Below are 19,332 nucleotides of genomic sequence, written 5' to 3'. Positions count from 1 at the left end.
TCACCTCCGCGTCGGAAGCTAGCTACGCGGAGGTGCAACTCGCCCGCAGAGCAGGGAGGTTCACCCTTTAGTGGATGGACGCGACGAAGGTCGACCACGCGGCCGTGCCGAAGAGGAGGGCCGGGCCGGTGGGGTTCTTGCTGTCGCGGACCGGGGTGTGGGTCGGGTGGGCTTCGGACACCTCCAAGCAGTTGCCGTTGTCGCTGCCGCTGTGGCTGGACTTGCGCCAGGCGGTGAGCGTTGACGCGTCAGTGATGTGCTGGGCGCTCATGGTCGTCGTAGTCCTTAGCCACCGATTCGGCTCGTCGGTCAGTGAACCGGTGTGCAGCGACTCTACGTACGCCATGTCAGGAGCGTCGGCGAAGCGCATCAATTTCAGGTTGCTGTCCATGACCGGGTGGGCTCCCGCGCTGAACGGGACCACCTGGACCATGACCCGGCCCGACCGCCCCAACTCCACCATGTGCCGCAGCTGTTCGGCCATGACGGCGGGGCCGCCGACCATCGTGCGGATCACGTTCTCGGCGAGGATCATCCAGACCGTCGGGGTCTCCGGGATCTCCAGGATGCGGGCACGCTCCAGCCTGTTGACGACCTTCTTGTCAAGCTCGGCCGCCGTGCTGTTGGGCTTGGCCACCTTGAGTACAGCCCGCGCGTACGCCTTCGTCTGCAACAGCCCGGGGACGAAGGCGACCGCGTACTCCTCGATGAACACGGCCAGTTGCTCGGCCTCCGCCGCCTCCTGGAAGTGCGCGGCGAAACGGACCTTGGCCAGGACGCTCCGCCACCGCGTGAAGAATCCGTCCGTGCCCAGGGCCTGGTCGATCCGCTCCGCGTCCACCAGGGACGGGGTCCGGCGGCCCGCCTCGTAGTGGGCGATGAGGGACGGTGAACACACCACACCACGTCGGGAGTCGTCTGCTCACCCTCCATGCTCATGCGGACATCCTAGGGGCGGGTGTCACGTGATCACGTGACGGCGGCATCGCGGGAACCGGCCCGGCGGTCAGGTTCGGCACGGTTCGCGGAGTGCGTTACGCAGTTGGTCGGCACGAAGGCGTACGGCGTCGGCGGGAAGTACGTCACGGGAGGTCTTGGGCGCGGTACCAGCCCCCGCGCCCCTGTTACGGCACGCCCGGCACAGCCCGCCGGGCAGGGCCTCCGGACGGCCGGGGACACGGCAGTCGGTGCACTCCATGAGTACGCGGGGGGCTGGGCGGCCGGTCGGGGCGGGCCGGTCGGGAAGCGCGGGCGGTTCGGGCGGCATCTTGTCGCGCAGTCGGCGCTGTACCAGGGCCCGGGGCGAGTGCACCTGCTCGGGGAGTCCCGAGGCGAGGCTGCGCACCAGGTGGGCCGCGTCGGTCCCCCGCGCGAACCAGTCGGCGGCGAGACCTTCGAGGGCGGCGCAGTCGGCGGCGGAGAGCGCCAACCGGGGTTCGGCAAAGCCGAGTTGGACGAGGGCTGTGTATGCGGGGGACGGCCCCGGACCTGCTTCCGCCTTCGGCCGTACGGCGTCGGGGGCGTCCTGGGTGTCCCGGGGCGCGGGTTCCGGTGACGCTTCGGCAGGTGTGTCGGTACGTGTCTCGGGCGCTGCGGCACCCGGTACGTCACCGTCGACGAGTTGGGCCCACCATTCGTTGTCACGTGCGGTACGCGACCAGTACGTGTGGAACACCCACCTGGTCGGGCCCGTGTCGCCGGGCTCCGCGCGGCGGCGTACCCGGCGCAGGTGGCCCGCTGCGGAGAGGTTGTTGAGCGCGGTCAGGACGGCCGCCTGGCCGTGCAACGGCAGTGCCTTGGCGAGGGTCTTGGCATCCATCGCGGCGCCGTCGGGGAGCCGGTCGACGAATCCGGCGACGTATGCCTCGCGGGCGGGCAGATGCTTGAAGGTGGCCGCGCGGACGGGCAGTTGATCGGGGGCGGACCGTTTGCCGTATCCCGGGTTCGCCATGGGATGTGCGGGGGTGGGCAGGGCAACGCTAAGGTCTTCGCAAGCCATGGGATTTCTTTCGTTAAAGGGTTGATCTTGTGGTCAGACCCCGGTTCGGTGCTGCTAACACCTGCCGGGGTCGTTTAGTTGCTGCGCACGCTAGACGGTCGCGACGATGCGTCGCAAGTCGGTCACGAAACGTCATCTGCGCTGGTATGCCGCGCAGTTGTGGCACGGGGAGGGCGGGAGGGTGGGTGGAAGCTACCGCCCATTCCTTACAAAAGGCGCTCGGATCCCGGAGCCCGAAGCTCAAGCTCCGGCGGCGTACGCGATGAAGGCGTTCCAGGCGTCCGAGGGGACCGTGAACCGGGGGCTCCGAGCGCCGAGCTTCGAGTCACGGACGTGGATCCTTCTCGTACAGCTCGAACCAGATGCTCTTCCCCTCGCCCCGCGGATCCACCCCCCACGCGTCCGCCAGCATCTCGATCAGCATCAACCCCCGGCCCGACGACGCCAGTTCGCCCGGGCGGCGTTTGTGTGGGAGGTCGTCGCTCACGTCTGTGACCTCGACGCGGATGCGGCGGCTGCCGAGGGCGCCCGTGACCTCGGCTACGACCAGGGCGTCGGCGTCCGTGTGGACCAGGACGTTGGTGGCTGTTTCGGAGATGAGGAGGACCGCCGAGTCGACCTGGTCGGGGCTGGGCCAGTCGTGGAGCTGTTCGCGGAGCTGCTGGCGGGCCACGGCGACGCGCTCGGGTTCCGCCTGGGCGATCGTCAGCATCGTGCGGCGGACCGTGGGGCGTGCCCTCGGGGGTGCGGTGCCGTCCGTCACGCACTCCTCGGGGCGGCTCAGGAGCAGCAGCGCGATGTCGTCCTCGCGGCGGTCGGCCAGCGGGCCCGTGGTGTGGTGGGAGGAGGGGCCGTGTACGGCCTGGACCAGGGCGTCTGCCAGGGACTCGAGGTCGTTGTCCTTGTTTCCCTCGCCCTCCCTGGCTCCCTTGTGCCCCTCCAGCGTCCTGCGGATGCGCTGCCAGCCCGTTTCCAGGTCGTGGCCGCCAGTCTCGATCAGGCCGTCCGTGCACAGGAGCATCGTCTCGCCGGGTTCGAGGGCGAGGAGGGTGGTGGGGTAGTCGGCGTCCGGGTCGATGCCCAGGGGCAGGCCGCCGGCGGTCGGGCGGGTCAGTACCGTGCCGTCCGCCATCCGGATCGCCGGGTCCGGGTGGCCCGCGCGGGCGATCTCCAGGACCCCGGTCGACGGGTCGACCTCGACGTACAGGCAGGTCGCGAAGCGCAGGTCGCCGCTTCCCTGGTCGTTGGTGATGCCGTGCAGGAAGCGGGAGGCGCGGGAGAGGACCGCGTCGGGGCGGTGGCCCTCTGAGGCGTAGGCGCGCAGCGCTATCCGGAGCTGGCCCATCAGACCGGCGGCGCGGACGTCGTGGCCCTGGACGTCGCCGATGACCAGGGCGAACCGGCCACGGCCGGGCAGCGGGATCATGTCGTACCAGTCGCCGCCGACCTGGAGGCCGCCGCCGGTGGGTATGTAGCGGGCGGCGACGTCCATGCCGGGTATCTCGGGGCCGAGGGTCGGCAGCATGGAGCGTTGCAGGCCGTCCGTGAGCTCCCGTTCCGATTCCGCCACGCCCGCCCTCGACAGGGCCTGGGCGAGCATGCGGGCGACCGTGGTCAGGACCGAGCGTTCGTCGGGGGTGAAGCTGACCGGGTAGGCGAAGCCCGCCATCCAGGCGCCCATCGTGCGGCCCGCGACGGTCAGCGGCAGGAACGCCCAGGACTGGCGGTCGAAGACCTGGGCGAGGGGCCAGGCGGTGGGGTAGCGGGCCTTGTAGGCCTCGGGGGAGGAGAGATAGACGGCCCGGCCGGTGCGGACCACCTCGGCGGCCGGATAGTCGGTCTCCAGGGGCATGTGGGAGAAGGGGCGCTCGTCGCCGGGGCGCTGACCGTGGTGGCCGATCACGGTGAGGCGGTCGCCCTGGACGCCGAAGACCGCCAGGCCGTCCGGTGAGAAGCCCGGCATGGACAGGCCCGCCGCGACCCGCAGCACCTCCTCCGTGGAGCGTGCCTCGGCCAGGGCCCGGCCCGCGTCCAGCAGGAACGCCTCGCGGGAGCGGCGCCAGTCACCGGTGACGGGGGTGCGCGCGGCGGTGCCCGGCGCGGGCTCGGTGACCTCCTGGATGGTGCCCAGTACGTCGTACGCCTTGCGGTCGGCCTCGAAGTGCGGCTTCGCCCTGCTGCGGACGGTACGGACCACCCGGCCCCGGTCATCCATGACCCTGGCCCGGGTCTCGGCGATGGTGCCCTCGGCGACAGCGAGCTGTGTGACCCCGCTGATCTCGTTCCAGTCGACCGGGTGGAGCCGGGCCCGGGCCGCGGCCTCCGTGAGGGTGGTCGGCTCGGCGGGCAGGCCGAGCAGGCGGGCCGCCTCGGCGTCGAGCGTGACCAGATTTGTTGCTGTGTCCCAATGCCACATGCCGGTTGCGAGGGCGACCAGGACGTCCCCCACGGCGGGCAGGGGCTCACCAGTGCGCATTGACCCACTTTATGGAGAGGTGATCGCAGCGTGCCACCCAAGCTGTACAGGCCAAGCTGTATGGATGCTGTGCGCGCCTGGCCGTACGGGCCGGGGCAAGCTGCGCGGAAGCGGTACAGGGTACGCGTGCGAACAATTGCGGGGAAGCGGTATCGGGGCGGCCGGTACCCTGGGGCTGAGCTTTTCAAGGTTTCGAGGTTCCGGCGTTCCGGTGTTTCACGTGAAACACCGGCCCCGGCCACGACCCCGACCCTGATCCCATCCCCGATCCGCGAAGGCTGGATGAACGACGATGCATCGGTACAGGTCCCACACCTGCGGCGAGCTACGCGCCACTGACGTCGGCAGTGACGTCCGGCTGAGCGGCTGGCTGCACAATCGGCGCGACCTGGGCGGCATCCTCTTCATCGATCTCCGCGATCACCACGGCATCACACAGCTGGTCGCCCGCCCCGGCACGCCCGCCTACGAGGCCCTCGACAAGGTCTCCAAGGAGTCGACGGTCCGGATCGACGGCAAGGTCGTCTCGCGCGGCGCGGAGAACATCAACTCCGAGCTGCCCACCGGTGAGGTCGAGGTCGAGGTCGGCGAGGTGGAGCTGCTCGGCGCCGCCCAGCCGCTGCCCTTCACGATCAACACCGAGGACGGGGTCAACGAGGAGCGGCGCCTGGAGTACCGCTTCCTGGACCTGCGCCGCGAGCGCATGCACCGCAACATCATGCTGCGTACGGCCGTCATCTCCGCGATTCGTCACAAGATGACCGCGCTCGGCTTCAACGAGATGGCCACGCCGATCCTGACGGCGACCTCCCCGGAAGGTGCCCGCGACTTCGTCGTGCCGTCCCGGCTGAACCCGGGCCGGTTCTACGCGCTCCCCCAGGCCCCGCAGCAGTTCAAGCAGCTGCTGATGATCTCGGGTTTCGACCGCTACTTCCAGATCGCGCCCTGTTTCCGTGACGAGGACGCGCGCGCGGACCGTTCGCCGGGCGAGTTCTACCAGCTCGACGTCGAGATGAGCTTCGTGGAGCAGGAGGACGTCTTCCAGCCCATCGAGAAGCTGATGACGGAGCTGTTCACGGAGTTCGGCAACGGCCGTGAGGTCACCTCGCCGTTCCCGCGCATCCCGTTCCGCGAGTCGATGCTGAAGTACGGCTCCGACAAGCCGGACCTGCGGGCTCAGCTGGAGCTGGTCGACATCACCGACGTCTTCGAGGGCTCAGAGTTCAAGGCCTTCGCCGGCAAGCACGTACGCGCTCTGCCGGTGCCGGACGTGGCGTCGCAGCCCCGGAAGTTCTTCGACCAGCTCGGCGACTTCGCCGTCACGCTGGGCGCGAAGGGCCTGGCCTGGGTGCGGGTCACCGAGGACGGTTCGCTGTCCGGGCCGATCGCGAAGTTCCTCACCGAGGAGAACGTCGCCGAGCTGACCAAGCGCCTGTCGCTGTCGGCCGGTCACGCCGTGTTCTTCGGCGCGGGCGAGTACGACGAGGTCTCGAAGATCATGGGCGCGGTGCGCGTCGAGGCCGCCAAGCGGGCCGGGCACTTCGAGGAGAACGTGTTCCGGTTCTGCTGGATCGTGGACTTCCCGATGTTCGAGAAGGACGAGGACACCGGAAAGATCGACTTCTCGCACAACCCGTTCTCGATGCCCCAGGGCGGCATGGAGGCCCTGGAGACCCAGGACCCGCTGGACATCCTGGCCTGGCAGTACGACATCGTCTGCAACGGCACGGAGCTGTCCTCCGGCGCCATCCGCAACCACGAGCCCGACATCATGCTGAAGGCGTTCGGCCTCGCGGGCTACGACGAGGAGACCGTCGAGCGCGAGTTCGCCGGCATGCTCCGCGCGTTCCGCTTCGGCGCCCCTCCGCACGGCGGGATCGCGCCCGGCGTCGACCGGATCGTCATGCTCCTCGCGGACGAGCCGAACATCCGCGAGACGATCGCGTTCCCGCTCAACGGAAACGCCCAGGACCTGATGATGGGCGCGCCGACGGAGCTGGAGGAGACGCGGCTTCGGGAGCTGCACATTTCGGTGCGGAAGCCGCAGCCCAAGTAAAAGGGCGGTATTTTCGGGTGGCTCGGAATCGGCGGCGATTCCGAGCCATTCTCATGCGGTGCTCAGGAAACCCGGGAAATCACAGCTCTTTGACAGCTCCCATTCATAATCTCCGGGTCCATGACTGACACCCCCCAGCAAGAATTACGGGAATTGACGCGCCGCAGAGTCGTCGTCGCCGGTGGCGCGACGGCCGTGACGGCCACGGCGGTGGCGGCCCTGGGCGCCGGGCTCGCCTCCGCACAGGGAACGCCCGAGGTGACCGGGGCGCACGGCTCCGGCACCCCCACCGGCACGCCCGAGGCCTGCTACGTACTGACCACGGAGACCACCGAGGGCCCGTACTACATCGACGCCGACAAGCTCCGGCAGGACGTCACCGAGGACGAGGAGGGCATCCCCCTCACCCTCAGGCTCAAGGTGATCGACGCCGAGACCTGCAAGCCGGTGCGGAACGCGGCCGTCGACATCTGGGCCTGCTCGGCGCTCGGCATCTACTCCGGCTACGAGGCCATGGGCAACGGCGGTGGCGGAGGCGGCGGCACCCCGCCCACCGACGCGCCGACGGACATCCCCACAGGTCCGCCCCCCACGGACGGCCCCGGCGGCCCCGGCCACCAGGAGCCGACCGACGACGAGCGCTATCTGCGCGGTACGTGGAAGACGGACCGGCGCGGCTTCGTCACCTTCAAGACGATCTTCCCGGGCTGGTACCGGGGCCGCTGCGTCCACATCCACGTCAAGGTGCACGTGGACGGCACCTGGACCGACGCCGGCTACGAGGGCGGGCACACCTGCCACACGGGCCAGCTGTTCTTCGACGAGGAGTCGGTGCTGCTCTCGGCGGTGGTGGAGCCGTACTCGACGAACACGGCCACCCGGACGACCCTCGACGAGGACACGATCTACCCGGACAACGGGGCCGAGGGCGGGCTGCTGCGGCTGCGCTACAAGAAGACGGACATCGGGCGCGGAGTTCTCGCCGAACTGACGATGGGCGTGGCACCGGAGGAGGAAAATTAATTAGGCAAGCCTTACCTAATTAATGCAGGGGGGCGGGAAATAGACGGTTATTTCTCGCCCCTTTTGCGGATTCTCCGAAGATCCATGAAAAGGCAAAGGAAAGCACAGTCCTTTCCCATGGTCCTGACAGGCGTCTTACCTAGGTTCCGAGCCATGACAGAGAACCAAGGGCCGAAGCACAAACGGGATCTGACGCGTCGCAAGGTCGTCGTCACCGGCGCCGGCGCGGTCGCCGCGGTGGGCGTCGCGGGCGGAGTCGCCGCGGGCGCGTTCGCGGGCGGGACGGGGAAGAAGACCCCCACCCCCAAGGCCTCCAGCACCAGCTCGGAGGTCTGCTACACGCTCACCTCGGAGACCACCGAGGGCCCCTACTACATCGACGCGGACAAGCTCCGCCAGGACATCACCGAGGACAAGGAAGGCATCCCGCTGACCCTGAGCCTCCGGGTGATCGACAACGAGACGTGCAAGCCGATCGTCAACGCGGCCGTCGACGTCTGGCAGTGCGACGCGCTGGGCCTGTACTCCGGCTACGAGAGCCTCTCCAGCGGCGGCGGCGGTGGCAGCGCCCCGACCGACGCCCCCTCGGGCACCCCGACGGGTGAGCCGCCGACCGACGCGCCGTCCGGCGCCCCCTCCGGCGGTACGGGCGGTGGCGGTGGCCACGAGGAGCCCACCGACGACAAGCGCTACCTGCGCGGCACCTGGAAGACGGACCGGCAGGGCCGGGTCACCTTCAAGACGATCTTCCCGGGCTGGTACCGGGGCCGCTGCGTCCACATCCACACGAAGGTGCACGTGGACGGCACCTGGACGGACGCCGGCTACGAGGGCGGCACCACCTGCCACACCGGTCAGTTCTTCTTCGACGAGGAGTCGGTGCTCGCCTCCGCCGAGGTCGAGCCGTACTCGACGTCGACGACCGAGCGTACGACGCTCACCGACGACACGATCTACGACCAGAGCGGGACCACGGGCGGTCTGCTCAAGCTGAAGTACGACAAGAAGAACATCGCCAAGGGTGTGATCGGCTCCATCACCATGGGCGTCGACCCCGAGGCGACCCACACCGGCACGGACGACGCGGTGCAGCCGGGCGCGTCCGAGTCGGCGACGGACACGGCTTCGCCCTCCGCTTCCGCGAGCTGACGGACGTACAGCCCGCGAAGGGCGGCCCGGAACCCTCCCCCAGGTTCCGGGCCTTCGTCGTGACGGGCCCCATCACGGGCCGGGTTCTTCCTGGTCTTCCGCATCGAGGACGCCCGCCGGCTGACTCCGGTCATCCCGCACCCCCAGGTCGCCCTGCTGACCGGCGCCTCTTCACGAACGGCGGCTACACGCTCTCCGCCGCGTCACTGCTCGCGCTGTTCCGCACGTGCCTACTTGGCCACGAACTGCGTCAGGATCGCCTGTACCTCGTAGATGTCGACGCCCTTGGTGAACGTCTTCTGGACCGGGGTCGGGGAGCCGGAGATCCAGATCTTGAGTTCGGCGTCGAGGTCGAAGGTGCCCGCGGTCTCCACCGCGAAGTGGGTGATGCTGCGGTACGGAACCGAGTGGTACTCGACCTTCTTGCCGGTGATGCCCTGCTTGTCGACCAGGAGGAGCCGGCGGTCGGTGAACAGGATGGTGTCGCGGACCAGCTGGTACGCGGCGTGCACCTGCTCGTTCTGGCCGAGCAGCCGGGCGTAGTCCTGCTGGGCGGCCGTCGGGTCGACGGTGTGCGCGTTGCCGAAAAGTGCCATGGCTGTGTCCCCCAGTGGGCAGACGGAAATCTCTGCCCATGTCTCGGTAATTGACTGACTTCACATGATCTTCGGCCTGTATATCCCCCGAAAGAAGCGCCTGCCTAGAGGAGCCGGAGATTCCGGACACCGGAGGTTCGCAGGCGGCGCACAGACTTCTCGTCGGGAGTGCACAGAGGGGGGACGTTCCATGGGGACTGTCGTACTCGCACCCGCTGGAGGAAGCCATGGGAATCGTCGTTCCGCTCACGCTGCTGCTGATTGTCGGAGCGGTGGCTTCCGTTGTGCTGCTGCGCAGGCAGGCGGGGGTGTACGCGGTTCCGTCCGGGCTGTCCGGGCTGGACGCGGAGGTCGAGGCCAACCGGTGGGTCGTACGGCTCGGGGGAAGTCTGGCCGGGCTGCGGCCGGGCGCCGACGAAGCCGCCGCGCAGGCGCTGGCCGAGGCGACCGGACGGCACCATGCCGCCCGGGGCCAGCTGGCCACCGCCCGTACTCCCGCCGAGTACGCGCTCGCACGGCAGACCGCTGTGGAGGGGCTCCAGTACGTACGGGCCGCCCGCGCCGCTCTCGGGCAGGCGTCCGGTCCGCCGGGTGCCGATGTCGATGCCGACGACGAGGCGGTAGCCAGAACCGCCTGTCGACTCCGGGGAGTCCACGGGCGGTTCGGGGTCACCGCGTGACCTGTGCGGTTACTCGGACGCGCCGCCGAAGCGCTCCTTGTACGTCTCCAGGTCCTCGTCCGTCAGCTTCGCGAACAGCACCGGCGGGACCGTGAAGGCGGTGCCGGCGGGGACGGCGGACAGGGACCTGGCCTCCTCGGCCGTGATCCACGTCCTGGTGTCGTCCCCCAGCGCGAACGCGGCGCGCATCGTCGCCGACGACGTCGGGATGAAGGGCTCCGAGACCACCGAGTAGAGGTGGATGAGGTTCATCGCCGTACGCAGGGTCAGGGCCGCGCCGTCCTGGTCGGTCTTGATCTCCAGCCAGGGGGCCTTCTCCTCCAGGTAGGAGTTGCCCGCCGACCAGAGGGCGCGCAGGGCTGCCGCCGCCTTGCGGAACTGGAGCGCCTCCAGCTGGTTCTCGTACTCCGCGAGCAGCTCGGCGATCTGCTCGCCCAGCTTCGTCTCCGCCTCGCCGGCCGCCGCGCCCGCCGGGACCTCGTCGCCGAAGCGCTTCTTCGAGAAGGAGAGGACACGGTTGACGAAGTTGCCGAGGGTGTCCGCCAGGTCCTTGTTCACCGTGGCGGTGAAGTGCTCCCAGGTGAAGGAGGAGTCGTCGGACTCGGGGGCGTTGGCGATCAGGAAGTAGCGCCAGTAGTCGGCCGGGAGGATGGCCAGGGCCTGGTCGGTGAAGACGCCCCGCTTCTGGGACGTGGAGAACTTTCCGCCGTAGTACGTCAGCCAGTTGAAGGCCTTGACGACGTCGACCTTCTTCCACGGCTCGCGGACGCCGAGTTCCGTGGCCGGGAACATGACGGTGTGGAAGGGGACGTTGTCCTTGGCCATGAACTCCGTGTACCGGACGGGGTTGTCGCCGCCGTCCGCCCCGTACCACCAGGACTTCCAGTCCCGGTTCTCCGGGTCGAGGTCCGACCACTCCTTCGTCGCGCCGATGTACTCGATCGGGGCGTCGAACCAGACGTAGAAGACCTTGCCCTCCGCCGCCAGCTCCGGCCAGGTGTCCGCCGGGACCGGGACGCCCCAGTCGAGGTCGCGGGTGATCGCGCGGTCGTGCAGGCCCTCGGTCAGCCACTTGCGGGCGATCGAGGAGGCGAGGTGGGGCCACTGGCCCTCGTGGGCGGCCACCCACTCCTCGACCTCGTGCTGGAGCTTCGACTGGAGGAGGAAGAGGTGCTTGGTCTCGCGGACCTCCAGGTCCGTGGAGCCGGAGATCGCGGACCGGGGGTTGATCAGGTCGGTCGGGTCGAGGACGCGGGTGCAGTTCTCGCACTGGTCGCCGCGCGCCTTGTCGTAGCCGCAGTGGGGGCAGGTGCCCTCGACATAACGGTCCGGGAGGAAGCGGCCGTCGGCGGGGCTGTACACCTGCCGGATCGCGCGTTCCTCGATGAACCCGTTCTCGTTGAGCCGGCGGGCGAAGTGCTGCGTGATCTCGACGTTCTGGGGACTCGAACTCCGGCCGAAGTAGTCGAAGGCCAGCGCGAAACCGTCGTACACCGCCTTCTGCGCGTCGTGCGCCTGCGCACAGAAGTCCGCTACGGGGAGCCCCTGCTCTTTCGCCGCCAGCTCGGCCGGCGTGCCGTGTTCGTCGGTCGCGCAGATGTACAGGACGTCGTGACCGCGCTGCCGCAGGTAACGGGAGTAGACGTCCGCCGGGAGCATGGACCCCACCATGTTGCCCAGGTGCTTGATCCCGTTGATGTAGGGAAGGGCGCTGGTGATGAGGTGTCGAGCCATCGGGGGGCTGCTCCCAGGTTGATTTTCGTGCTGTTTGGCGAACCTTGGAATCGTAGCTGCGAGTGGAGGGTCGCTGCGCCTGCATATACTTGGAGGGCGCTCATCTATATGGGGAGGTCTGTCATGTCGAAGCTGCTCATCGAGGTCGACGACGAGGCTCTGGCGGAGGCTCAGGTCCTGCTGGGCACGAAGACCAAGAAGGACACCGTCAACACCGCGCTGCTGGAAGTCGCCAAGCGGCGCAGCCGGGCCATAGCGCTGGCCAAGCTCCGTGAGAGGGGGGCCCGCGGTGACTTCGACATCCTTCTGGACAAGAGGAACTACCGCCGGTGAGTGACGTCTCGTATCTGATCGATACCTCGGCAGCCGTGCGCCTGCTCACCAGCGATGCGTACGACGAAGGCTGGGGCCAGGCGCTCGACAACGGGTTGGTCGCGCTCTGCGATCTGACCGAGCTGGAGATCCTCTTCTCTGCTCGCGGGCGAGCGGACCGTGAAGGCATTCAGGAGGAGCTGCGGCAGCTGTTCAGCTGGATCCTGATGCCCGACGGCATCTACCAGCGCGCTCGCGAGGTTCAGCAGCGTCTCACCGACAACGGTGAACACCGCTCGGCCGGGCCGGTCGATCTGCTCGTGGCCGCTACGGCCGAGTTGTCGGGCCTGACCCTGCTCCATCACGACCGGGACTTCGAGACTGTCGCCCGTCGTACGGGCCAGTCGACCGTCTGGCTGGCCGGGCCCGAGTCCTGAATCGGTCATCCACTCGCATACGTACTACGCGCTCGGCTTCTCCTCCAGGCGGGGGAAGAGCACCGCGCCCTTGGTGATCGTCGCGCCTGCCGGGAGCCGGCCCCAGGTGGCGGCTTCGGTCACGTTCTGGTCGGGGAGGGCGCCGAGGACGGCGTCTGCGCCGAGGGAGTCCCAGAGCTTCTGCGAGGTCTCCGGCATGACCGGGTTGAGCAGGACCGCCACCGCGCGCAGCGACTCCGCGGCGGTGTAGAGGATCGTCGCCAGGCGGGCCCGGCCCTCCGGGGAGCCCGCTGCGTCAGCAGCATCAGAAAATGCAGTCTTGGCCACCTTCCACGGTTCCTGCTCCGTGATGTAGCCGTTGACCTGCTTCACGAAGTCGAAGATCGCCAGGATGCCGCCCTGGAAGTCCACCTCGTCGCCGATACGGCGGTCGGCCTCGGCCACTGCTTTGACCAGGCCGTCCTGGAGGGCCTGCTCGGCCTCGCCCGCCGCCGTCGCCTCCGGCAGTGTGCCGCCGAAGTACTTGCCGACCATCGCGGCCACGCGCGACGCCAGGTTGCCGTAGTCGTTCGCCAGTTCACTCGTGTAGCGGGCGGAGAAGTCCTCCCAGGAGAACGAGCCGTCCTGGCCGAACGCGATCGCGCGCAGGAAGTACCAGCGGTACGCGTCCACGCCGAAGTGGGAGGTCAGGTCCTGCGGCTTGATGCCCGTCAGGTTCGACTTCGACATCTTCTCGCCGCCGACCATCAACCAGCCGTTGGCCGCGATCTTCCCGGGCAGCGGCAGCCCCTGCGCCATCAGCATCGCGGGCCAGATGATCGCGTGGAAACGGAGGATGTCCTTGCCGACCAGGTGGACGTCTGCGGGGAAGGTGTTCTCGAACTTCTCCGGGTTCTCGTTGTAGCCGACCGCCGTCGCGTAGTTCAGCAGCGCGTCGACCCACACGTAGATCACGTGCTTGTCGTCCCACGGGACCGGGACGCCCCAGTCGAAGGTGGAACGGGAGATGGAGAGGTCCTGGAGGCCCTGGCGGACGAAGTTCACCACCTCGTTGCGTGCCGACTCGGGCTGGATGAAGTCCGGGTTCGCCTCGTAGTGGGCGAGGAGCCTGTCGCCGTACTCGCTGAGCTTGAAGAAGTAGTTCTCCTCCTTGAGGATCTCCACCGGCTTCTTGTGGATGGCGCACAGTTTCGTCGCGGGGTCGTCCTCCGCCGCGATGAGGTCACCAGGGAGTTTGTACTCCTCGCAGCCCACGCAGTACGGGCCCTCGTAGCCGCCCTTGTAGATCTCGCCCTTGTCGTGCAGATCCTGGACGAACTCCTGGACGCGGTCCGTGTGACGCTTCTCCGTCGTGCGGATGAAGTCGTCGTTCGCGATCCCCAGGTGCTCCCACAGGGGCTTCCAGGCTTCGTCGACCAGCTTGTCCGCCCACTCCTGCGGGCTGACGCCGTTCGCCTCCGCGGTGCGCATGATCTTCTGACCGTGCTCGTCCGTGCCGGTGAGGTACCACACCCTCTCGCCGCGCTGACGGTGCCAGCGCGTGAGCACGTCGCCTGCGACGGTTGTGTAGGCGTGGCCCAGGTGAGGAGCGTCGTTGACGTAGTAAATGGGGGTGGAGACGTAGTACGCCTTCCCGCCCCGCTTCTCGGATCCGGTGGCCGCCATGGTCGAAATCCTACTGGCCGGGAGGATTACGGAGACAGGGCCCGGGATACCACCCCGGGCCCTGTCCTACGTGAGGGGTTGCTACGGGCGCCAGTTCGCCAGTACGCCCTCGTACAGCTCTGTGTCCGTCAGTTCGCGTGGGGTCGGGCCCGCGTGGAAGAAGGACGTGTTGTCGGTCTTCAGCTTGCGGAGGTAGTCGAAGGCCTTGTTGTCCTGCTCCCCGAAGGCGACGAAGGAGAAGAAGACGGCGGGGTGGCTCTTTGCCGCGTCCGTGAGGGACTGGGTCGCGGGGGTCTTGGCGTCCGGGGCGCCGTCCGTCTGGAAGACGACCAGGGCGGGGTCGGTGGTGCCGGACTTCTGGTAGTGCGTGAGGACTTCCTCGACGGCCACGTGGTAGCTCGTACGTCCCATGCGGCCGAGGCCGGCGTGGAGTTCGTCGATCTTGTTGTCGTGGTCGGTGAGGGTGAGCTCGCCGGTGCCGTCCAGTTCCGTGGAGAAGAAGACGACGTGGACGGTCGCCTCCGGGTCGAGGTGGGCGGCGAGGGCGAGGGTCTGCTCGCCGAGGGACTGGGCGGAGCCGTCCTTGTAGTACGGGCGCATTGACGCACTGCGGTCCAGGACGAGGTAGATCTTGGCGTGGGTGTTGGTGAGGTTGAGGGTGGTGAGGGTTTCGGTGGCGGCGTTGTAGGCGGTGAGGAGGGTTGCGGGGACGGGGGTCTCGGCCTCGGCTTCGCCATCGGCCGTGTCAGTGTTCCCACCCGCACCGCCCGTGGCGCTTTCGTTGTCGGGTGCGGGTGGCCCCTGTGGGGCTTCCTCCGCGTCGGCGGCTGCCGGTTCCAGGTCGTCGGCAGGCTCAGGCACGGACTCCGGTTCCGTTTCCGGCTCCACCGTCACTTCGGGGGCTTCGGGGGCGGACTCGTCGGCGACCGCTTCGACCTCGGGCTCGGGGGCCGGTTCGACGACCGCCTCCACCTCCACCTCGGGCTCGGCGACCGCTTCGGCCTCGACCTCGGGCTCCAGCTCCGGGGCGACCTCGGTCACCTCGGCCACCGGCTCGGCCTCGGCTACCGGCTCGGCCTCGGCTACCGGCTCAGCCTCAGGCTCGGCCTCGGTCACCGGCTCGGCCTCGGGTTCGGGCTCCGGGGTCGGCTCCTCGGCGACGGGCTCGACCTCCGGCTCAACCTCGGGCTCGGGGGTCACCTCGGCCACCGGCTCCGGCTCCGGCGTCACCTCGGCCTCGGCGACCGGCTCGGCCTCCGCCTTTACCTCGGCTTCCGGCTTTGCCTCAGCTTCAGCCTCGGCTTCCGGCTTTGCCTCGGCCTCAGCTTCCGGCGTCACCTCGGCCTCAGCCGCCGGCTCCGCCTCAGTTGCCGCAGGCTCTGCCTCGGCGGTAACCGGCTCTGCCTCGGCTGCAACCGGCTTCGCCTCGGCCTCGTCCACCGGCTTCGCCGGCTTCGGGACCGTCACGTTGTCGAAGGCCGCCGACACCAGGTCGTCCACCACCGATGGCGGGGCGGCGGGCTCCGGGGCCGGAGTCGGCGCCGGGATCGACGCTTCCGGGGTTTTCGGGGGTTCCGTCAGGGTCGGTTCCGGGGACGGTGCCGGAATCTTCGGCTCGGTGGCCTCCTGCTGAGGAGCCGACTCCGCCTCCCGCGCGGGCGCCGCCTCGGCGTCCCGCCCCTTGCGTGACTTGCCGAACGCGTTCCGCAAGAGAGTGAGAATGCCCATGTGCGCAACCCTTCACGTGAGTTGTAGCCCGTCAATCCCTGGCCAGGACGGACACGTAAGGTTAGCGGGCCGAGCTGGCGATCTTGGGCAGGGTCTTTCACGGAACCCGACGGACGTCAAGGGTGCCACTCCGCCAACCTCGAAATCCCCTCCCCGTCCCCCTCCCCATCAGGCCGCGAGCACGTCATTCGCGTCCCCAACACCCTTACCGCTCCCACAGGTTCACCGTCCGTTCACCCGACGGCCCCACCCCTGCACCCCCGCCCCCCTAGGTTCACGCTGACACCAAGGGCACGTATGGGGACACCAAGGGGAGAGTAAAGTGCGCAAGCTGCTGCCGTTGATCGGATCGCCGTCCGAATCGCATCCGGGTGGCCGGTCCGCGATGACCTGCCGTTTCCGGTGTGGTGACGCCTGCTTCCACGAGGTTCCCAACACCAGCACCAACGAATACGTCGGCGATGTGATCGCCGGCGCCCTCAGCCGCCGTTCCGTGATGCGGGCCGCCGCCGTCGTCACCGTGGCCACCGCGGCCGGTACCGCCGTGAACGTCGCCGGCGCCCAGGGTGCGGAAGCAGCCACCGCGGCCTCCGGTCACCCTCGCCCCTCCAACTCCTCCGTGCCGCGCGGGCTGCGCTTCACCGCCGTCGAGCCCAACACCGCCGACGCCGTGACGATCCCCGGCGGCTACAGCCAGAACGTCGTCATCCGCTGGGGCGAGCCCATAGTCAAGGGTGCTCCCGCCTTCGACCCGGAGAACCAGACCGCCGCCGCGCAGGCCGGTCAGTTCGGGTACAACAACGACTTCCTCGCCCTGCTCCCCCTGCACGGCAACCAGAAGATCCTGGTCGCCAACCACGAGTACACCGACGAGATCCTGATGTTCCGCGGCTACGACGCCGCCAACCCCACCCGCGAGCAGGTCGAGATCGCCTGGGCCGCGCACGGGCTCTCCGCTGTGGTGGTGGAGGGGGACCGGAGGACCGGGAAGCTCACGCCCGTACCCCGCCACCCGCTCAACCGGCGCGTCACCGCCACCACCGAGTTCCGGATCACCGGACCGGCCGCCGGTTCCGATCTTCTCAAGACCTCCGCCGACCCGACCGGGCGGAAGGCCTTCGGCACGCTCAACAACTGCGCCGGCGGCACCACGCCCTGGGGGACCACCCTCCACGGCGAGGAGAACTTCAACCAGTACTTCGCCAACGCCTCCAGTGCCACCGACAAGCGGTACGGCATCGGCACCGGCGCCAGCGAGCGCAAGTGGGAGCGGTTCGACAAGCGGTTCGACGTCGCCCAGGAGCCCAACGAGGTCCACCGGTTTGGGTATGTCGTGGAGTTCGACCCGTACGACCCCTCCTCCACGCCCCGCAAGCACACCGCCCTTGGACGCTTCAAGCACGAGGGTGCCACCATCCGGCTGACCTCCGACGGGCGTCCCGTCGCCTACACCGGCGACGACGAGCGCTTCGACTACTTCTACAAGTTCGTCAGCAGCAAGCGGATGCGGCACGGGGATTCGCGGTCCGTCCGCGAGCACAACCTCACCCTCCTCGACGAGGGCACGCTGTACGTCGCCAAGCTCACCGGCGACTCCCCCGCCATCGAGATCGACGGCACCGGCAAGCTGCCCGCCGACGGTGAGTTCGACGGCAGTGGTACGTGGATCCCGCTGGCGACCGCCACCGCCAACGGCGCCGTCTCGCACGTCGAGGGGATGAGTGCTGAAGAGGTCTTCGTCTTCACTCGGCTCGCCGGTGACAAGGTCGGCGCCACCAAGATGGACCGGCCCGAGGACATCGAGCCCAACCCGAAGACCGGCAAGGTCTACGTCGCCCTCACCAACAACACCAACCGCGGTGTCGGTACGAACGCCAAGGCCGACGAGCCCAACCCGCGCAACGCCAACAAGCACGGCCACGTCCTGGAGCTGACCGAGCGCTGGAACCGGCCGGAGAGCACCTCGTTCGCCTGGCTGCTCTTCCTCGTCGCGGGCGACCCGGACGACCCGGCGACCTACTTCGCGGGCTTCCCGAAGGACGACGTCAGCCCGATCTCCTGCCCGGACAACGTGGCCTTCGACCCGCACGGCAACCTGTGGATCTCCACCGACGGTGCCCAGCTCGGTTCGCACGACGGCCTGTTCGGCGTGGCGACCCAGGGTGCCCGGCGCGGTGACCTGAAGCAGTTCCTGACCGTGCCGAAGGGCGCCGAGACCTGCGGTCCGGTCATCGGGGAGCGCCAGGTGCTCGTCGCCGTGCAGCACCCGGGCGAGATCACCGGCGCGACCGTCGAGGCCCCGGCGAGCACCTGGCCCGACGGCCCGGGCACGTACGTCCGCCCGGCGGTCGTCGCGGTGTGGCGCAAGGACGGTTGCGACATCGGCAGCTGACACCGGCGAGCAGTGTCCAGCGGTATCTAGGGGAGGGCTGGGACCGGGGGGTTCGTACCTGGTTTCGTACCGCTCTGTTCCAGCCACTCCCGGTACGCCGGCGCCTGCCGCGCCACCTCCTCGTACGCCTCCGCCAGCGCCGGATGCACTCCGTCGAGGTCCGTCTCCGTACGGGCCGCCAGCAGCAGTCGTACGCCGAGTGGGTCGCCGTGGAGCCGGCGTACCGCCATCTCGGGGCGTGGCAGGCAGGTCGCCTGGCAGACGGTGACGACCTCGCCGGTCGCCACCAGCGAGGCCGTGGTGTGGTAATCGCCGTGCAGGACACGGGGGTTGAGGCCGGCGGTACGCAGCATGCGCAGTACGGCGTCGAGCTCGCCGTCGACCGTCTCGTCCACCATCCAGCGGTCGCCGGCCAGCTCGGAGAGGTGGACCACCGGTCTCGCGGTGGCCGGGTGGTCGGCGGGCAGGGACACGAACTGGGGTTCCCGGTCGACCAGTACGCGCAGGCACAGGCCGTCGGGGACCCGGAGCGGACAGCCCTCGACCTCGTGCACGAACGCCACGTCCAGCTGGCCGTCGGCCACCATGCGCAGCAGCGCGTTCGCGGAGACGTCCATGCGGAGGGCGGGTTCCTGCTGGCGCTGGCGCAGTCGGCGGAGCCAGCCGGAGAGGGCGCGACTGGCCGTCGAACCTATGCGTAGTTGGGGTCCTTCTGCCGCTGCCGCCCTCGCCTCCGTGACCAGGGAGCGCATCTCCGCCACCAGCGGTCGGGCCCGGCTCAGGACCACCCGGCCGAGCGGTGTCGGACGGCAGCCGGCCCGGGTACGGGCGAACAGCTCGCCGCCCAGCTCCTGCTCTATCCGGCGCAGCTGGGTGCTCAACGAGGGTTGGGCGACGCCCAGTTGGCGGGCGGCGCGGTGCAGGCTGCCGGTGTCGGCTATGGCGCAGAGCGCCCGTAGGTGTCTCACCTCTAGTTCCATGCGGGGGGCTCCGCCCGGGGTGCACGCATGTTCGTGTCCATGTCATCCGACGGTACACAGGGTGCGGGCCGGTGGGGGCTTGTCGCGCAGTTCCCCGCGCCCCTA

Annotated in this window: 16 protein-coding genes; 7 read left to right on the top strand and 9 right to left on the bottom strand. The window is 69.0% G+C overall.

Features of this window, described 5'->3' with window-relative positions:
• Positions 1-67: 67 nt before the first annotated feature.
• From LUX31_RS22295 to LUX31_RS22280, 4 genes are all read right to left on the bottom strand, one after another.
• Entirely contained in the window at positions 68-901 is an 834-nt protein-coding gene (locus tag LUX31_RS22295; RefSeq protein ID WP_235476746.1) for a helix-turn-helix domain-containing protein, read from the bottom strand.
• Between the two features lie 105 nt (positions 902-1,006).
• Entirely contained in the window at positions 1,007-1,951 is a 945-nt protein-coding gene (locus LUX31_RS22290) for a MarR family transcriptional regulator (RefSeq protein WP_235476745.1), read from the bottom strand.
• A 288-nt stretch (positions 1,952-2,239) separates the two neighbouring features.
• Entirely contained in the window at positions 2,240-2,338 is a 99-nt protein-coding gene (locus LUX31_RS22285) for a DUF397 domain-containing protein (RefSeq protein WP_235480012.1), read from the bottom strand.
• On the bottom strand, positions 2,325-4,475 hold the full coding sequence (locus tag LUX31_RS22280; protein ID WP_235476744.1) for an ATP-binding SpoIIE family protein phosphatase: 2,151 nt from the start codon (positions 4,473-4,475) through the stop codon (positions 2,325-2,327). Before LUX31_RS22280 ends, LUX31_RS22285 begins: the two co-directional genes overlap by 14 nt.
• A gap of 292 nt (positions 4,476-4,767) precedes the next feature.
• Here LUX31_RS22280 and aspS point away from each other — a divergent pair, with 292 nt between their 5' ends.
• The 3 genes from aspS to LUX31_RS22265 all read left to right on the top strand — a co-directional run bounded on the left by aspS (position 4,768) and on the right by LUX31_RS22265 (position 8,703).
• Positions 4,768-6,531: an aspartate--tRNA ligase gene (gene aspS / locus LUX31_RS22275; protein ID WP_235476743.1), complete on the top strand. Its 1,764-nt coding sequence runs from the start codon at positions 4,768-4,770 to the stop codon at positions 6,529-6,531.
• Between the two features lie 120 nt (positions 6,532-6,651).
• Complete coding sequence (locus tag LUX31_RS22270; RefSeq protein WP_235476742.1) at positions 6,652-7,554, top strand: intradiol ring-cleavage dioxygenase; 903 nt, start codon at positions 6,652-6,654, stop codon at positions 7,552-7,554.
• A 153-nt stretch (positions 7,555-7,707) separates the two neighbouring features.
• Positions 7,708-8,703 carry an intradiol ring-cleavage dioxygenase gene (locus LUX31_RS22265; RefSeq protein ID WP_235476741.1) on the top strand — a complete coding sequence of 332 codons (996 nt, stop codon included), beginning with the start codon at positions 7,708-7,710 and terminating at the stop codon, positions 8,701-8,703.
• Positions 8,704-8,933: 230 nt separating this feature from the next.
• Here the strand turns inward: LUX31_RS22265 and LUX31_RS22260 are convergent, their stop codons facing one another.
• Positions 8,934-9,299, bottom strand: a complete 366-nt coding sequence (locus tag LUX31_RS22260) for a PH domain-containing protein (RefSeq protein ID WP_235476740.1) — start codon at positions 9,297-9,299, stop codon at positions 8,934-8,936.
• Between the two features lie 227 nt (positions 9,300-9,526).
• Between LUX31_RS22260 and LUX31_RS22255 the strand changes: the two genes are divergently transcribed.
• The gene (locus tag LUX31_RS22255) at positions 9,527-9,979 is read left to right on the top strand and encodes a hypothetical protein (protein WP_235476739.1); all 453 of its coding nucleotides are present in this window, start codon (positions 9,527-9,529) and stop codon (positions 9,977-9,979) included.
• Between the two features lie 9 nt (positions 9,980-9,988).
• On the opposite strand, the gene metG (LUX31_RS22250) is transcribed toward LUX31_RS22255, so the two are convergent.
• A complete protein-coding gene (gene metG, locus LUX31_RS22250; protein WP_235476738.1) occupies positions 9,989-11,713 on the bottom strand; it encodes a methionine--tRNA ligase in 1,725 nt (574 codons plus the stop codon).
• Between the two features lie 123 nt (positions 11,714-11,836).
• On the opposite strand from metG (LUX31_RS22250), the gene LUX31_RS22245 reads away from it, so the two are divergent.
• Both LUX31_RS22245 and LUX31_RS22240 read left to right on the top strand, forming a co-directional pair.
• Complete coding sequence (locus LUX31_RS22245; protein ID WP_164312127.1) at positions 11,837-12,046, top strand: type II toxin-antitoxin system VapB family antitoxin; 210 nt, start codon at positions 11,837-11,839, stop codon at positions 12,044-12,046.
• On the top strand, positions 12,043-12,462 hold the full coding sequence (locus LUX31_RS22240; protein WP_235476737.1) for a PIN domain nuclease: 420 nt from the start codon (positions 12,043-12,045) through the stop codon (positions 12,460-12,462). Before LUX31_RS22245 ends, LUX31_RS22240 begins: the two co-directional genes overlap by 4 nt.
• A gap of 24 nt (positions 12,463-12,486) precedes the next feature.
• On the opposite strand, the gene metG (LUX31_RS22235) is transcribed toward LUX31_RS22240, so the two are convergent.
• Together metG (LUX31_RS22235) and LUX31_RS22230 are read right to left on the bottom strand one after the other, a co-directional pair.
• Positions 12,487-14,127 (bottom strand): methionine--tRNA ligase, encoded by a 1,641-nt coding sequence (metG, locus tag LUX31_RS22235; protein ID WP_235476736.1) that lies wholly within the window; start codon positions 14,125-14,127, stop codon positions 12,487-12,489.
• Between the two features lie 81 nt (positions 14,128-14,208).
• Positions 14,209-15,855 (bottom strand): VWA domain-containing protein, encoded by a 1,647-nt coding sequence (locus LUX31_RS22230; RefSeq protein ID WP_235476735.1) that lies wholly within the window; start codon positions 15,853-15,855, stop codon positions 14,209-14,211.
• Positions 15,856-16,177: 322 nt separating this feature from the next.
• Between LUX31_RS22230 and LUX31_RS22225 the strand changes: the two genes are divergently transcribed.
• A complete protein-coding gene (locus tag LUX31_RS22225; protein WP_235476734.1) occupies positions 16,178-18,247 on the top strand; it encodes a PhoX family protein in 2,070 nt (689 codons plus the stop codon).
• A gap of 26 nt (positions 18,248-18,273) precedes the next feature.
• On the opposite strand, the gene LUX31_RS22220 is transcribed toward LUX31_RS22225, so the two are convergent.
• Positions 18,274-19,227 carry a LysR family transcriptional regulator gene (locus LUX31_RS22220; protein ID WP_235476733.1) on the bottom strand — a complete coding sequence of 318 codons (954 nt, stop codon included), beginning with the start codon at positions 19,225-19,227 and terminating at the stop codon, positions 18,274-18,276.
• Positions 19,228-19,332: the final 105 nt, after the last annotated feature.

This window comes from Streptomyces sp. GQFP, from assembly GCF_021545335.1.
Classification (GTDB): domain Bacteria; phylum Actinomycetota; class Actinomycetes; order Streptomycetales; family Streptomycetaceae; genus Streptomyces.
This window is presented reverse-complemented; position numbering and strand designations above follow the sequence as displayed.

Excerpts from the sequence above, each read along its gene's own strand:
- aspS (WP_235476743.1), top strand. The coding sequence starts at position 4,768 with ATGCATCGGTACAGGTCCCACACCTGCGGCGAGCTACGCGCCACTGAC.
- LUX31_RS22265 (WP_235476741.1), top strand. The coding sequence starts at position 7,708 with ATGACAGAGAACCAAGGGCCGAAGCACAAACGGGATCTGACGCGTCGC.
- LUX31_RS22245 (WP_164312127.1), top strand. The coding sequence starts at position 11,837 with ATGTCGAAGCTGCTCATCGAGGTCGACGACGAGGCTCTGGCGGAGGCT.
- LUX31_RS22270 (WP_235476742.1), top strand. The coding sequence starts at position 6,652 with ATGACTGACACCCCCCAGCAAGAATTACGGGAATTGACGCGCCGCAGA.
- LUX31_RS22220 (WP_235476733.1), bottom strand. The coding sequence starts at position 19,227 with ATGGAACTAGAGGTGAGACACCTACGGGCGCTCTGCGCCATAGCCGAC.
- metG (WP_235476736.1), bottom strand. The coding sequence starts at position 14,127 with ATGGCGGCCACCGGATCCGAGAAGCGGGGCGGGAAGGCGTACTACGTC.
- LUX31_RS22255 (WP_235476739.1), top strand. The coding sequence starts at position 9,527 with ATGGGAATCGTCGTTCCGCTCACGCTGCTGCTGATTGTCGGAGCGGTG.
- metG (WP_235476738.1), bottom strand. The coding sequence starts at position 11,713 with ATGGCTCGACACCTCATCACCAGCGCCCTTCCCTACATCAACGGGATC.
- LUX31_RS22290 (WP_235476745.1), bottom strand. The coding sequence starts at position 1,951 with ATGGCGAACCCGGGATACGGCAAACGGTCCGCCCCCGATCAACTGCCC.
- LUX31_RS22260 (WP_235476740.1), bottom strand. The coding sequence starts at position 9,299 with ATGGCACTTTTCGGCAACGCGCACACCGTCGACCCGACGGCCGCCCAG.
- LUX31_RS22280 (WP_235476744.1), bottom strand. The coding sequence starts at position 4,475 with ATGCGCACTGGTGAGCCCCTGCCCGCCGTGGGGGACGTCCTGGTCGCC.
- LUX31_RS22230 (WP_235476735.1), bottom strand. The coding sequence starts at position 15,855 with ATGGGCATTCTCACTCTCTTGCGGAACGCGTTCGGCAAGTCACGCAAG.